The organism is Marivirga tractuosa DSM 4126 (genome assembly GCF_000183425.1).
GTDB lineage: Bacteria > Bacteroidota > Bacteroidia > Cytophagales > Cyclobacteriaceae > Marivirga > Marivirga tractuosa.
Genome location: NC_014759.1, coordinates 1858229 through 1873372 on the forward strand (window position 1 = coordinate 1858229; position 15144 = coordinate 1873372).

The 15144-nt window shown below is 34.4% G+C and carries 12 protein-coding genes; all 12 read right to left on the reverse strand.

The features are described from left to right. Positions 1–61 precede the first annotated feature (61 nt). The gene (locus FTRAC_RS07735) at positions 62–493 is read right to left on the reverse strand and encodes an HYC_CC_PP family protein (RefSeq protein WP_013453681.1); all 432 of its coding nucleotides are present in this window, start codon (positions 491–493) and stop codon (positions 62–64) included. Between the two features lie 75 nt (positions 494–568). Beyond that, entirely contained in the window at positions 569–1009 is a 441-nt protein-coding gene (locus FTRAC_RS07740; protein ID WP_013453682.1) for a peroxiredoxin, read from the reverse strand. A 135-nt stretch (positions 1010–1144) separates the two neighbouring features. Then, positions 1145–3970, reverse strand: coding sequence for a PD-(D/E)XK nuclease family protein (locus FTRAC_RS07745; RefSeq protein ID WP_013453683.1), 2826 nt, complete (start codon positions 3968–3970; stop codon positions 1145–1147). A 415-nt stretch (positions 3971–4385) separates the two neighbouring features. Beyond that, positions 4386–7640 carry a UvrD-helicase domain-containing protein gene (locus tag FTRAC_RS07750; RefSeq protein WP_013453684.1) on the reverse strand — a complete coding sequence of 1085 codons (3255 nt, stop codon included), beginning with the start codon at positions 7638–7640 and terminating at the stop codon, positions 4386–4388. 345 nt (positions 7641–7985) lie between these two features. Next, entirely contained in the window at positions 7986–8552 is a 567-nt protein-coding gene (locus FTRAC_RS07760; RefSeq protein ID WP_013453686.1) for a DUF502 domain-containing protein, read from the reverse strand. Positions 8553–8635: 83 nt separating this feature from the next. After that, on the reverse strand, positions 8636–9247 hold the full coding sequence (nqrE, locus tag FTRAC_RS07765; RefSeq protein ID WP_013453687.1) for an NADH:ubiquinone reductase (Na(+)-transporting) subunit E: 612 nt from the start codon (positions 9245–9247) through the stop codon (positions 8636–8638). An 18-nt stretch (positions 9248–9265) separates the two neighbouring features. Then, positions 9266–9952, reverse strand: a complete 687-nt coding sequence (locus FTRAC_RS07770) for an NADH:ubiquinone reductase (Na(+)-transporting) subunit D (RefSeq protein ID WP_013453688.1) — start codon at positions 9950–9952, stop codon at positions 9266–9268. 18 nt (positions 9953–9970) lie between these two features. Next, a complete protein-coding gene (nqrC, locus tag FTRAC_RS07775; RefSeq protein WP_013453689.1) occupies positions 9971–10717 on the reverse strand; it encodes an NADH:ubiquinone reductase (Na(+)-transporting) subunit C in 747 nt (248 codons plus the stop codon). Further along, positions 10704–11897 carry an NADH:ubiquinone reductase (Na(+)-transporting) subunit B gene (locus FTRAC_RS07780; RefSeq protein ID WP_013453690.1) on the reverse strand — a complete coding sequence of 398 codons (1194 nt, stop codon included), beginning with the start codon at positions 11895–11897 and terminating at the stop codon, positions 10704–10706. Before FTRAC_RS07780 ends, nqrC begins: the two co-directional genes overlap by 14 nt. A gap of 53 nt (positions 11898–11950) precedes the next feature. Continuing rightward, positions 11951–13315: a Na(+)-translocating NADH-quinone reductase subunit A gene (locus tag FTRAC_RS07785; protein WP_013453691.1), complete on the reverse strand. Its 1365-nt coding sequence runs from the start codon at positions 13313–13315 to the stop codon at positions 11951–11953. A 120-nt stretch (positions 13316–13435) separates the two neighbouring features. Then, the gene (locus tag FTRAC_RS07790) at positions 13436–14356 is read right to left on the reverse strand and encodes a 4-hydroxy-3-methylbut-2-enyl diphosphate reductase (protein ID WP_013453692.1); all 921 of its coding nucleotides are present in this window, start codon (positions 14354–14356) and stop codon (positions 13436–13438) included. After that, entirely contained in the window at positions 14346–15035 is a 690-nt protein-coding gene (gene cmk, locus FTRAC_RS07795; protein WP_013453693.1) for a (d)CMP kinase, read from the reverse strand. The genes FTRAC_RS07790 and cmk overlap by 11 nt, the downstream gene beginning before the upstream one ends. Positions 15036–15144 lie beyond the last annotated feature (109 nt).

The following is a 15144-nucleotide window of genomic DNA, read 5'->3' on the forward strand; positions in this document are numbered from 1 at the left end:
ACATAGAAAGTTGAATCGAGGGAAAATACCCTTCGATTATTCGTTTAAAACAATGGTAGTATTAAATCAAAAAGCTTTGGTATAGTACTTGTAATGGCGCTTTGTAGAGCGGTGGACTATCAAAAATGAGGATAGATGATTGTGCTTGTGAATCTAAAGGATTAGAGAATAAGTAATTCACTAATACGTAGATTACAGAAACAAATGAAGCCCCTGATTTTAAAATAGAGTTGTTTTCTTTTTGTTGCTGAACATCATCTACTGCTATTTTTTGAGTTTCTGTTTTACAGCAATCTTCTTTTTCAGCTTCGTGCTTATGGCAAGGCGGCACTTCTTTACCCTCTGCATGATGTGTGCAATGTTTATCTTGCTCAGCAAATGCCACTTCCTGCAAGGCATCACCACAATAATGCTTATACATTACTGCTCCTAAACTAGTGCTTAGAATCAACACTGATAGTAATATGGCTAGTATGGATTTTTGCTTAAACACAATCTTCAATTACGATTGTAAATTTAAAAGGTTTTATTTGAATTAAAAAATTATAACCTACTGAAAAACAATAATCTACAATTTCTCTATCATTTGCTTCACATGCTGATCTGCCGTAAACATATTTTCATAAACAGCTTTAATCCTTAAATCTTTGTCCAATAAATAGGTAATCCTCCTGTTCATTCCTATAACCGGTATCGTAGCTTTATAAAGTTTAGCTACTTTTCCTTTTGGATCACTTAGCAATTCAAATGGTAATTTATTTTCTTTCTTAAATTTCTGATGAGAGGAAATAGTATCCTGACTTACCCCAACAACTTTGACATTCAAATCTCTAAATTCAGAAAAAGCATCACGGAATTCACACACTTCGGCTGTACAAACCTTTGTGAAATTTTTAGGATAAAAGAATAATATTATCGGTTCACCTGCTTTTTCCGACAGTTTGAAGTTTTTTCCTGAAGTTGATTCAAGTTCAAAGTCTGGTGCTTTTTGCTGTTCTTTTAATGCCATAAAAATATTTTGAAGTATAGATTTAAAACTATTTTCTATTCAAATGGTTTACTAAATGTTATTTCAGATAACAATTTAGTTTTCATGTTCAATTAGGTTTGGCAACACGTTTAAAAGCGTGTTGCTTTTCTATTTTTATCGATTACAAATAGTCTTGTAGGCACAATAAGTACAATTTTCAAGCTTTTCGGTTTGCTCAAATGCTTGTTCACTTATGAAGATTTCAGTTAAAAGATTTTTCAACCCTTTCTCAAATTCCTCCATTAGAACTTCTGCATTATTCAGCTCCTTTTTGTTCAGTTTCAATTTTTCGGAAAAATCAGAATTAAATATTCCCTTTCCATTATAGAGTCCTGGCACCACATTTTTTCCTTCCTCAAATTCATCACTTTTGATAAAAAGATAGGAGTATATTAATGTCTGCATTGCCGCACCATTTCTATCTTTATGGTTTCGATCAAATAAACTTTCTATATCAGGGAATTTGACCTCATCTCCCCCAGATTTATAATCAATTACTCTAATGCTAGTACCCTGTTCATCTAGCCTATCAATTGAACCTTGCAGTCTAATTTTTTGACCATCTTCAAGTGCTATTGCGAACTCATATTCACCCTCAACCTTTTTAACAGTAAATGGAGCAATTTGAGCATCATAATTCAAGATCTGAACCACCATTCTTTTTACTACATCTCTGATAATTATATTCCTGCCTTCAAATTCGAACTCAGAAACTTTTTCTTTTTTCCCATAAAGCTCTGCAAACTCCTCTTTTATGAATTTATCAATATCTTTCTTTAAAAGGATGATTTTATTAGCATCTAGCAGTTGATTTAAAACCGAACCATATAATTTTTCCATTACATGATGAAGGATGTTTCCAAAATCCGCTGCATCTAAATCTTCACTGACTTCATCCCTTTCTTTCAAACCAGCAATGTAACGGAAATAAAATTGCAACCTGCAATTCAAATAAGTCTTCAAAGCTGAAGCGGACAGGAATCTTTTCTCATTATATGATTTTAGAATCTGCCAAATCGCCTCATTTTTCTCGACAGTAATAGATACAGGAGATGCCGCTTGTGGGTCTTGATTGAGGCTTTGTAATTTTACTTTTTGAGTCTGAATACCCAATTCATACTGCAATTGTAAAAGATAACGACTGGGCTCACCACCTTTTCCACCACTGTTATCGCTATTGTACATTAAATGTAACTGATTGGATCGCTGCAAAAGACGATTAAACAAATAGGCGTAAATTGCATCTCTTTGCTCTAATGTCGGCAAACCATAAGCTTTCCGGATATTATAGGGAATAAACGATTGATTGTTTGCCCCACCTGGAAAGTTATCTTCACTCATACTCAGAAAATAAATATTTTCAAAATCCAGATTTCGAGATTCCAAAACTCCCATGATTTGAATGCCTTCTAATGGTTCACCTGAAAACGGCACTCTGATAGATTGAATTATGCGATTGAATAATCGGATAAAAGCATTGATATCCAAAACCAATTTGAACTCACTTATGATTTGTTCTAGCTGATTAATCTGTTTATAAATTTCAGATATAAATTCCTGCTCGGTGGATTCAATTTGCTCTTGATGGACATATTGCAATATGGTTCTTAAATATAAAAAGTAGTTATCTGAACCATCATTAAATAGGATTTCCAAAAGAGTATTTTCTTCTTCATTTTCCGAATACAGATCTCTTAATTCCAAGCGGATAATATTGTTGGATTCTATATGATGGATTTTTGTTTTAGCAACATCACCCAATAAATTTCCTACAAAAGGATGCTTTAAGATTTTCAGAACATCCCTATGATTGAAAGTAATTTTACCAGTTTCTTCTCTTTTATTCTTTTGCAGATACAGACAAATATTCATTAACTGATAGATGGAAGCAAAGCGAAGCGGATACCCCATGGTAACATTTACCTTTTGGATGGCTTCAGGAAGCGCATACAAGACTGGAAATAGTAAACTTTCATCTCCCAAAATGATAGCCGTTTTTTCAGGCTGGTCAATCTTCTGTTCGCTTAGTAATTGGCCTAAAAACTTGGCCTGAGCTATATTACCTTTAACTTCCGTGATGTTAATTTGTGGCGTTTCCTTAATGATTCTATCAGGCAGCACTTCTGGAAAAGTCTTCCCTAAAATAGGGTGTTTGGAATATTCCCTAAAAAAATTTCCCGCTTCTTGCATAGTGTTTTCGGGAGCGGCATAATAAGCATCCATATCCCAATAAATCTGTGCGCCTTGCTTAACGGCTTCTGAAATAATGATTTCTTCTGTTTTGGTTAATGCATTGAATCCAGCAAAAATCAAATGCACTGAAATCTGTAATTCTCCTGCTTTTAGCTTTTCAGCATAATCTCTATACAGCATGCCATTATAGGCTTGATTTTCAGCTTTCAATTTCTGCTTAAAATCCTGATAAACTGGGAAAAGTATATTCCAATTTCGGGCAAATTTCTCTTGAGCGTCTTTAGGTTTAGCTTCAAAACTCTTCCAGAATTTTTCAATTAACTGAACCTGATCTTCCGTTAAAAAATCAGTATCTGCCAGTTTTTTCCACTCTAATAAATTGGCAAAAAGTGGTCGAGCATCCGCCATATAATGGTCTACATCGTTAAAATCTTTCACCAACATATCTCCCCAAAAATAGAACTGTTCAAAGTCTTCTTTGAATGGTGCATGCTTTTGAAAAACCTCATGAAGAGAGAAAACTAAACTTAATTGATCAGGAACTGCATAATTACTTTTTTGTCGAACGAAATCTTCAATTGCCATGGCTTCTGGTGCCCAAATGGGTTCATTAATTAGCTTTCGAAGTGCTCGATTGAAAAATAAGCCTGCCCTTCTATTAGGGAAAATGACGGTATAGTTGGAAATGTCTTTTCCTAACTGAGTGTATAATGTATGGGCTAGTTCTTCTAAAAATGTGTTTTGCATTGTATGTTTTAATGTAAGCTGTTTATCAATTATATGATTATGTACCGGCAATATTTTTTCTAGAGTAAAATTACACCTCAGCTTTCAAGCGATAAGGTCACTCCTACGGAGCTTAGCATTCAGGTTTTTATACTCATTACCATAATTAGACCCCTCTGGAGCCTTAGATTGATATTCTTCTTTCCATACTAATAATTGTTATTTCTACTTTTCAAATTCATTCAGAATCAAAAAATTACTACATATTTTAAGTCCCATCGGGACGAGCTTATGGTAACTCAAATCTTAGCTCGCTCACAAGTTCCGTAGGAACGACCTTACCATTTCCCGTATAAAATTAGCAGATACTAATCTCAAAGATTTAAATTAGCAATAGACAGAAAACCCTTAAATAATCAATTCTCAATCCAAAACCTTAAACCTCAACAATCTCCAAAGGATTTAGATAAGCGATGTAGGCTGTGACTTTTTCATAGCCCATTTTCTTCAATGTATTTCTATAAAAATTAAGCTGCTTTTTATCGTGATCTGATTTTTTACCTGTTTTAAAATCTAATATTCTCGCCTCATAATTTTTCAGCAAAACCCTATCCAGTCGGATTAAGGAACCATCAGTTAGTAGAACAGGCACTTCTGTTTTCACGTCCCAATCCGTTTCAAACCAAGGCAATAAGTCACTTCCTTTTTGAAGATTATCTTTCACAAGTTTCTGAATAGATTCATAATCCTCGCTATTGAGCATTCTCTCGGCTTTTACTTTTTCAAGTAGAACAGGAATTTCGGATATATCATTTAATTGAGAAAAAATGTCGTGTACGTAAATTCCCAAATCCGTTTTTGATAAACCTGAATCATCCAATATCAAATTTCGAGAATGTTTTATTTGTAATTTCTCTTGCCAATTATGGCTTTCATAATAAGTCAGATTCACTGATTCCTTTGAAAACACCTCTTCTTCTTTATCCTTCTGAGCAGCCATTAAAGTAAAATCTGATTCAAATCCAATCGCTAATTTTCTATCCGCCTCTTGCCAACTTTCTTGTTGCTCTGCAAATTCCAATAATAATTTAGAAACGTAGCCTGTTTTTCCTTTTGCATGGGTATTGACTAAGAGTGCATCCCCTGCACGCGTCATGGCAACATACAAGAGATTGAGATTGTCCAGATAACTTTTTACTTCTTCTTCCCAATAGGCATGAGCAAATACAGAATCCTTCAATGAAGAAGTTTGCTTTACAGGCAAATAGGGGATTTCTGAAAATTGAGTACCTTCTGTATTTACCCAAAGTGTAGGTGCCATTAAAGCATTAGGGCTTAATGTCCATTCCAGAAGTGGAATCATGCATACCTTAAATTCCAATCCTTTAGCTTTATGGATGGTCATCAATCTTGCAGAATGCTCATCTGATTGCAATTTAATGGCGTAGGATTGATTATTTTGTTCCCACCATTCCAGAAAATCAGGAACCCCTCCTTTATTACCAAAATCTAATAATACATCTTGAAAAGCCGATAGATACGCTTTTTCCTTTTTAATTTCTTTGAGTTTAAAAATTTGTATCAGTTTTTCACTCATCTCTAGTAAACTCAAACTCATCATTTCTTTCTGGACAGATAAAAATTTATTAGGCAGGAAATCTTCTTTACCATCCACCTTCACAATCTCGTGTATTAGCGAATTGTCCTGATTGATGATTTTCTGATAAAAGAATTTAATTTGGGAAAGCGCTATTATATCTCCCGTATATAAGTACTGGAAACAGTTCAATAAAAAATTTACAATGTGGGCACTGGACAACAACAAGGTTTCATCAGATATTATGTTGTACTGGTACTCCTTTGCTTTCTGTGGATTATCATTTTTGTATTGCTCTATAAAATCCTGAATTTCTATTCCTTCTGCTTTTTTTCTTACTAGAATTCCAACATCCTTGAGTTTGAGACCTGATTTCTGTAAACGTTCTAAATCCTCAACAAACTTTTCTAAAGCATTTTCCTTCCAGCTAGTTTTTTCTCCTTCTTCTGTATCCTCTTCCTCAAAAAACTGTAGTTCTACAAATCCCTTATAAGGATAATCGTTTTTCTTTTGCTGCACTACTTCATTATAGGCATCTGGCAGATCTTGCAACAAATACTCAACTTCCTCGGTGAAATTATTTTTTTCCTTGTTAACTGCATTTGATTTGATAATAGAAGGTAAGGCAGAAAATAAATCGTTGTTAAAATCTATAACATTAGGCTTACTTCGGAAATTATGACTTAAAGCATCTTCATGATAAAAAGCTGGAGAAATATCTTCTTTCAAACCTTTCAATAATAATCTCCAATCACCGCCTCGCCAACGGTAAATAGATTGCTTTACATCTCCTACCACTAAATTCTCGTTTCCCTCCGACAGGGAGTTTTCTACTAGCGGTTTGAAATTTTGCCATTGAAGAGTGGAAGTATCCTGAAACTCATCTATCAGAAAATGATCATAAAAACTACCCATTTTCTCATATACAAATGGACTTTCAGCTGGGTCTGTGCCGATTATTTGATTCAAAAATTGAGTGGTATCAGAAAGAAACTGAATACCCTCTTCCTTTTTATAATCCTGCATTTTTCGATTGAAATGTTGGGTAATCCCAATCAAATAAATATTCTTAAGGATATTTTCAGCTGAGCGATACTCTCCAATATTTTTTTGAATGAAGTGAATGGCTTCATGGAAAAAATCAATTAAGCCTTCTGATGCCGTTTGAAGAATAAGTTCTTTTTTCTTGGAAGACTTGGCTGCTAAAGTTTCGCCATTTGATTCTAAGGCCTTTTGAACTGTAGCATTTAATAAATCACTTAATTCGTATTTATTCTTTGTTTTACTTTCCTTACTGATTTTATTGAAAAAATTCGGTGCAGATCTACCTTTCCCGCTAAAATCATCAAGAGTTAAACCCCTGTTTTCAATAACTTTAAAAGCACTTTTGCTAATCCTATCCAATACATTTTCAAACTGAACAATAATTTTATTGAGCTTGTTTTTAAATATTTTCAGCTTCTCATAATCACTTATCTCCTTATCTAAAGCATCTTCAATGACCTTAAAATCATCTTTCATTAATTCCTCAGTAAAAGAAAGAATATCCTTTCTGACATCCCATTTGCCTTTATCTTCCAACTTATTAACTGAGAAATCTATTATCCAATTTTTTAATGCAACATGTTTTGGATCACTTATGTCTTCCATCATCAAATCAAGCACTGCTTGCCTTACTTCATCAGTATTTAAAAGCAGCTCTCCATCACCTTGAAGACTTAATTCCCTTGCAAAGGAGCGCATTACATTTTGGAAGAACCTGTCTATTGTTTGAACAGAAAATCGGCTGTAATTATGAAGTATTGAAACTAGCAGCTTCTGAGACTTTTCTTTCAATTCAGTATCTGTTAAATCTAAAATACTTTTTAACTGCTCTCCCATATCTGAAGGAGTCTTACGAGAAAAGTCAAACAGGTTCTGAATAATCCGCTCCTTCATTTCCTGCGTAGCTTTATTAGTAAAAGTAACCGCTAAGATTTTTTTAAAATGATCAGGATTTTGAAATGCTAATTTAAGATATTCCCTAGTTAGAGTGAAGGTTTTGCCACTACCAGCAGATGATTTATAAATTGTGAAAAGATTTTCCTTATGCATAAAGGAAAATTAAGGGAAGTTACAGTAAATTAAAAGGGCTTAGTTCAATATATTACCTAAAATCACAGAAGAAGCTATAATACATTCAATGCAAATAACCACAGCAGAAATTACATCACCTGTAGAACCGCTATCAATAATTGCCCTATATTTCGCTTTTACGTTCAAAACTTCTCCCCTCGCCATAAAATTTTTTACTATAAACAAATATAATAACATACATTGCTCTTAAAAAACAAGAAAGAGAATTTAATTTATTTTTATTGCTTTATTATTATTTATTATTTTTTTATTTATATTTAACACCTAAATTCAAATATTTTTGCATTTTTTCTATACTATTTATTACATATCCTCAAAACCACTAACACCTCCTGAGACAATAAACTTCATAGCATTAGTACTATTCACATCCCAAGGACGAACCAAATCATTTTTAACGACAATTATATTCCCAGAGAAATTATAAGAATGGGGCATGTATACTGAACAGTATCCATCTAGTTCAACTTTACTCAAATCACTTTGAGTGATGAATCCAGGTTTAAATATTTTACCAGATTCGTCAAACTGCACCATTACTGGTTCATTAAATTTCTTCTTATCACCCACAAAAGCACCAACCAAATCTTTAATTGAATTATATATTAGACTTAATAAGGGGATTTTTGTGATAATTTGCTCAAACATCTCAAAAAATGGCTTCATAAAATAGGTGCTCCCTAAATAACCTATCCCTATGATAGCAGATACAAGAATTACAATCCCAAGGCCAGGAATATTAACTGGCAATAAGCCGTCCAGCCAATTAAAAACTGCCTGAATCACTAAAAGTGTAAATGCAATAGGTGCTACAAATAGTAACCCCCTGAAAAAATAACCTGCTATTTTGGTAAGAATTCTTTGTCTCATAAATAAAAATGTATGTCTGTACTAACGAAAAAAGCCCTGATGTAGTCCATCAAGGCTTTGAAAATATCTTTTATGTATAAATATTAAATAGAAATACCCATAAATGACATAAATGCAATACCCATCAATCCTGTTATCAACATTGTGATTCCTAAACCTTTTAGGCCATCTGGTACATTTGAATATTTCAATCTTTCACGAATTGCTGCCAAAGCTATAATTGCTAAGAACCAACCTATTCCTGACGAAAAACCATAAACGGCAGATTCTGCTAATCCATATTCTCTTTGATCCATAAACAAAGAAGAACCTAAGATAGCACAGTTCACAGCAATTAATGGAAGGAAGATACCTAAAGAGCCATATAAGGCAGGAGATGTTTTTTCAATCACCATTTCTACTAATTGCACCATAGATGCAATTACAGCAATATACATGATAAAGCTTAAGAAGCTTAAATCGATACTAGCAAAGTCTTTACTAATCCAAGATAATGCTCCCTCATTTAATACGAATTCGCTTAATAACCAGTTTGTTGGGACTGTAATTGTTAAAACGAATACAACAGCTAATCCTAAACCGAAAGCAGTGCTTACCTTTTTAGAAACCGCCAAAAAAGAACACATACCTAAGAAATAGGCAAAAACCATGTTCTCTATAAAAATTGATTTTATTCCTAAGTTAATTAAATCCATTGTTAAAAATTTTAGCGATTAATTTTCTACGTATCCTGTTTTATTTCTCTGCACCCAGATAATCAGCCCTAATATAAAGAAGGCTCCTACTGGGGTTACCATAATACCATTAGCTTGGTAATCCATTCCAACCCAACCATCTGCTGAGAAGCCAATTGCTTTAAATACCTCGAAGCCAAAAATTGCTCCCGAACCAAAAAGTTCTCTAAAGAAAGCAACAGCCAAGATAATCCAAGCATAGCCTAGTCCACTACCTAAACCATCAAGAATTGAATCATAAGGTTTATTTGCTAAAGCAAAGGCTTCCAAACGTCCCATGATGATACAGTTCGTAATGATCAGACCTACGAATACACTTAATTCTTTGTACATGTCATAAGCAAATGCCTGCAACACTTCATTTACCAATGTTACCAATGTTGCAATAACTGCCAATTGCACAATAATCCTAACACGGTTAGGAATTAACTTTCTTATTAATGAAATAGTTAAGTTTGAGAAAACTATTACAAATATAACCGCAATTGACATTACCATCGTAGGCTTCATTTGCGTAGTTACTGCAAGTGCAGAACAAATACCTAAAACCTGAATGGTAATTGGGTTATCGTCATTTAAAGGATCGGTTACAATCTTCTTCCTTCTCTTGGAAAGAAAAGATTCTGACTCTTTTTTAACCGGCTTATCTACAGTTTCTGTACTCATATCTTTAATTTCTTTAAATTATAAAGTGGCAGTAGCACCTTTTTTGTTAAAATATGATTGGTAATGCTTGAAGTAATTTTTCAACATATCATTTAAACCATTACCCGTAATTGTGGCTCCAGACATTCCATCAACGTGGTGTTCATCCAACTTACTTTCAGGATTATTTTCGCCCTTAAGCATCTTAACAGATACTAATTCACCTTGATCATTGTATAATTTTTTACCTTCAAATCTAGCTTGTACTTGATCCTCAGTAATTCTTGCACCTAAACCAGGTGTTTCACCTGCGTGAGCAAACACAGCACCTTTGATTGTCTTCCCTTCAGTATCTAAGGCAACATAACCCCAAATATTATCCCATAAACCACTGCCATAAACAGGCAATATATAAGACTCTATTTCTTCACCTCCATCTTTACCATAATATTTGAATACAGGATAAAGTCTTTCTTCTGGAGATATTTTGTATTGCTTTGCAACATTAACATCCTCAGCAATTATTGGCTCCCCTTCTTCATTTTCGGTTACGATATTACCCTCGTAATCTGTAACTTCAGATTTAATAGCTTTATCGTAGGTTTCAATCACATCCATTTCGGATGTCACTTCCATTACTGCACCCAAAATTTGTTTTTTCGTATCCAACTCGATTGACTTTTGCTGGATAGGGCCTAAGCCTTCAGATGTGGCTGCTAATAATCCGCCTAATACTACTGTTAGTATTACGGAAAATAATATTACATAATAATTAGACTGTCGCACGTTTTAACCTCCTCTTTTTATTAGATTCTACAACATAATGATCAATTAATGGCGCAAACACATTCATTAAAAGAATGGCAAGCATAATTCCTTCCGGATAGGCAGGGTTTACAACTCTGATAATAACAGTTAGTATCCCTATCAATAATCCGTAAATCCATTTACCAGTTTCTGTATGAGCAGCTGATACAGGATCAGTAGCCATAAACACAGCTCCGAAAGCCAGACCTCCTATTACTAAGTGATAATGAGCTGGCATATCCATAAAAGCATTGACTCCAATTGCATTAAATCCTAAGCCCATTAACCAAGCACCGGCAAATACACTGAAAATAATTTTCCAGCTTCCAACTCCTGTAGCGATAAGAATTAAGGCACCAATTAATACCATCAATGTAGAGGTTTCACCAATAGAACCTGGAATTGCGCCAAGGAACATATTTTTAAATGAATACATTCCTTCTGCCCAGAAACTTGAGAAAGATTCCAACACTGTACCAGTACCATTTAAGCCCGTATCATAAGCAACCGCCAAGGCCGTTGCTCCTGAATAACCATCTATGGCTGTAGCACCCCCTAAATAAGTCCATACTTCACCAGAAATATCTGTAGGGTAAGCAAAATATAAAAATGCCCTAGCAGTCAAAGCTACATTAAGAACATTCATTCCTGTACCACCGAAAACTTCTTTTGCAATAATTACAGCAAAAATTGTTGCCAAGGCCACTTGCCATAATGGGATACTTGGTGGCATAATTAAAGCTATCAACATCCCGGTTACCAAATAGCCTTCATTTACTGGGTGGTTTCGGATCACGCAAATAGCAAATTCAGTCCCAAGCCCTACTGCATAAGAAACAATAATGATTGGAAGAGCCTGAATAGCTCCAATTCCAATTTTCTGGATAAAGGTTGCTGTTTCACCAATTGCTAAAAAATGCTGGTGACCTATGTTCCAAATCCCAAACAGTAAACATGGTATCATGGCGATTACAACCGTAATCATTGTTCTTTTTAAGTCGTTGGCGTCCCTAATTTGAACACCCTTCTTACCCGTTACTAACTTAGGTCTGAAGAGAATCGTTCGGTGACCTTCGTACAATGTATAGTACTTCTCGTATTTCCCCCCTTTCTCAAAAAGAGGTTCAATTTTATCGAAGAATTTTTGTATTGGATTCATATTTTATAGTATGATTATATTTATTGATATTAACCCTAAGGATTAATTATCTTTTATCCATTTATCATTAAATTGATTCCTTTTCTTAAGATGGCTTGCAGCTCATGCTTAGAAACATCTATGAATTCGCATAAAGCTACATCCTCTTCCACTAATTCAAAAATACCTAAAGCTTCCATCTCATCATAATCTTCAGCCATAATCGCTTTAAACAAGTAGTTAGGCAGAATATCCATTGGAAGAACTTTTTCAAACTCTCCAGTTAATACAAATGCTCTTTCTTCTCCATTAGTATTGGTATTTAATACATATTCTTTCTTTTTGTTTAAGAAAGATAACAAACCAATAGCTCTATGAATACTTAATTTCGAAGTAGTTGGCTTAATCCATCCTAATAATTCTTCAAAATCTCCTTCAGGAACAACCGTTATCTGCTCATCGTAATAGCCAATATAACCATCGGCCTCAATTCTTTCACCAGTTAGTGGGTTTCCAGAAATATATCTTACGTGATCGCCAGAGATGTTGTCCTTGATGATATTTTTAATCGAAGCACCAACGTATGTTTGATAGTATTGCGGCTCACTTACTTCCGAACCTGTCAATGCTACTTTTTTGGAAGCATCATACTTTCCAGTTAAGAAAAGCTTACCAATTTGGATTACTCCATATGGTTTTACAGTCCATGCAATATCTCCCTTATTGATAGGGTCAATATGATGAATTTGAACTCCAACATTACCTGATGGGTGTTTACCAGAAAATTTATTGATTTGGACACCTTCTGCTTGGCTGAACATCTTTAACATTTCTTTATCTTCAGAAATATTAATATGTACTTTACCTTCAGTGAATTTTTTTATCACCTCTAGACCTGCTGCAAATGCTTCTTCTTCCTCTTTATAAATGAAGTTATAATCAGGCGCTAAGGGATGCGTATCAAATGCAGATATAAAGATTGCTTTTGGCGAATCTTCAGGATTTGCAACAATACCGTATGGTCTTTGGATAATGTTAGGCCAAACACCACTTTTCAGCATAGTTTCTTTAGCTTTTTGAGCATCTAATGACTTCAGATCAGATTTGGAATGCTTTCCGTAATCCTCGAATTCATTTTCTTTATCTGCTAAAATCCTTAATTCTAATAGCTTTCGCTTTTCACCTCTTTTGATTTCAGCTACTTCTCCACTCACTGGAGAACAATACAAGACATCTGGAGCCATTTTATCATAGATAAGTGGAGAACCTGCTTTAACAGTGTCACCTTCTTCTACTAATAACTTGGGCCTTGTAATAGCCGGGAAATCAGTTGGTTTTATCGCGAATGTTTCCGGTTTAGGTGCATTTGATATCTTATTCTCTGCTTTACCAGCTAGATTGATATCAAAACCTTTTTTAAGTTTAATGGTATGAGACATGTCTTTATTTAACAATGAACCCTTATTTGAAATTGAGGCAAAATTAAGAATTATTTTGCTAAAAAAAATCTTTTAGCGCATTATTAGCACGTATATTAAAATGAAATTTAAACTTTTTTGTTAACAGCTTTGAAGGCTTTGGTGTTCAATATTTTCTACAAAATTTTTCACTTTTTCCATTAACCACATTGGCGTGGAAGTAGCACCGCAAATTCCAACTGTATCAAAGCCTTCAAACCATGTGCTATCTATCTCATCTTCGCTTTCAATAAAATAGCTATTGGCGTTTTGAGCTTTACATACTTGGTACAATGCTTTCCCATTTGAGCTCTTCTTACCACTTACAAACAATATCACATCATGCTGCTGGGAAAACTCGTTCAACTTAGGCTCTCTATTGGATACCTGCCTACAAATACTATCATTGGCGCTAAGTTTTGCAGCTTTCTCTTCTTGTATTCCTGATTGAGCTAGTTTCAACCTGCTCTCAATTTTCTGTTTGATATCGTAGAAACCAGTTGTGCTTTTGGTTGTTTGACTAAATAATGTTACTGGTCTTGTAAAATCAATCTTATCCAAATCTGATTCATCCATTACGATGATGGCATTTCCATTTGTTTGCCCATTTAAACCTGTAACTTCAGCATGGCCTTTTTTACCGTAGATAACAATTTGACCTTTATCAGTGCACATCTTATCATGGGCATTTTTCACTCGGTTCTGCAATTTTAAGACCACTGGGCAACTAGCATCAATAAGTTCGATATTATTTTCCATAGCTACTCTATAAGTTTCAGGAGGCTCTCCATGTGCACGAATGAGGACTTTACAATCATGTAGCTGTTTCAATTCGTCATGATTGATCACCCTTAGTCCTTTTTTATAGAGTCTCTTGACTTCCATATCATTATGGACTATATCTCCCAAACAATATAATTTTTCAGAATCCTCCATTGCGTCTTCTGCCATTCTTATAGCATACTCAACTCCAAAGCAATAGCCGGAATCTTGATCAATTGTTACCTTAAGTTTAGCTGTCATGTTTAATCATTTTTTCTGTTGCCAATTGCAAAACATATTCTACTTGCTCGGGCAATGTCAATTCACTCGTATCTAAAATATAAGCATCATCAGGGATTACCAATGGGTTTTCCTTTCTTTCAGAATCCATTTTATCACGCGCCAATAAATTTTCTTCAATCTCAGGGATTGGCACTAATTGATCCTTCTCTAACAACTCCTTTTGCCTTCTTTCAGCTCTTATTTCCAGACCAGCGTTCATAAATACTTTTAATTCAGCATCAGGAAATACATTTGAACCAATATCCCTTCCATCCATTACCACCCCTTTTTTCTTCCCTAATTTTCTTTGTTGGCTGACCATGCTTTTACGCACCTCCGAAATTGCACTTATTTTACTTACTTGATTAGAAATGTACATTTTTCGAATCTCCTCCTCAACATTCAAGCCATTCAAATAAGTTTCACTGGATGCCTTTCTTTCATTAAAAACGAAAGAAATATTGATTTTATCTAAAGCGTTTGAAACGTCTTTAGGATTATCAACGGTAACATAATTTTCATGAAAATACAAAGTTACTGCTCTGTACATTGCTCCTGAATCAATATAACTGTACCCCAACTGGCTTGCTACTTCTTTTGCAGTACTGCTTTTACCGCAGGCTGAATATCCGTCTATGGCAATAACTATTTTTCTCATAAATTAACAATCTTTCACAGGACAGGGTAATGGTTTTTTCTTCGGCATTGATTTACGTCCTCCTTGATTTACGCAAGCAGACATCAATACTGCAATTATCAATAAGGAT

What these genes read in the sequence shown, in the direction of transcription:
- FTRAC_RS07740 (WP_013453682.1), bottom strand. Translation starts at nt 1,009, where the DNA reads ATGGCATTAAAAGAACAGCAAAAAGCACCAGACTTTGAACTTGAATCA.
- FTRAC_RS07745 (WP_013453683.1), bottom strand. Translation starts at nt 3,970, where the DNA reads ATGCAAAACACATTTTTAGAAGAACTAGCCCATACATTATACACTCAG.
- FTRAC_RS07750 (WP_013453684.1), bottom strand. Translation starts at nt 7,640, where the DNA reads ATGCATAAGGAAAATCTTTTCACAATTTATAAATCATCTGCTGGTAGT.
- FTRAC_RS07760 (WP_013453686.1), bottom strand. Translation starts at nt 8,552, where the DNA reads ATGAGACAAAGAATTCTTACCAAAATAGCAGGTTATTTTTTCAGGGGG.
- nqrE (WP_013453687.1), bottom strand. Translation starts at nt 9,247, where the DNA reads ATGGATTTAATTAACTTAGGAATAAAATCAATTTTTATAGAGAACATG.
- FTRAC_RS07770 (WP_013453688.1), bottom strand. Translation starts at nt 9,952, where the DNA reads ATGAGTACAGAAACTGTAGATAAGCCGGTTAAAAAAGAGTCAGAATCT.
- FTRAC_RS07780 (WP_013453690.1), bottom strand. Translation starts at nt 11,897, where the DNA reads ATGAATCCAATACAAAAATTCTTCGATAAAATTGAACCTCTTTTTGAG.
- FTRAC_RS07785 (WP_013453691.1), bottom strand. Translation starts at nt 13,315, where the DNA reads ATGTCTCATACCATTAAACTTAAAAAAGGTTTTGATATCAATCTAGCT.
- FTRAC_RS07790 (WP_013453692.1), bottom strand. Translation starts at nt 14,356, where the DNA reads ATGACAGCTAAACTTAAGGTAACAATTGATCAAGATTCCGGCTATTGC.
- cmk (WP_013453693.1), bottom strand. Translation starts at nt 15,035, where the DNA reads ATGAGAAAAATAGTTATTGCCATAGACGGATATTCAGCCTGCGGTAAA.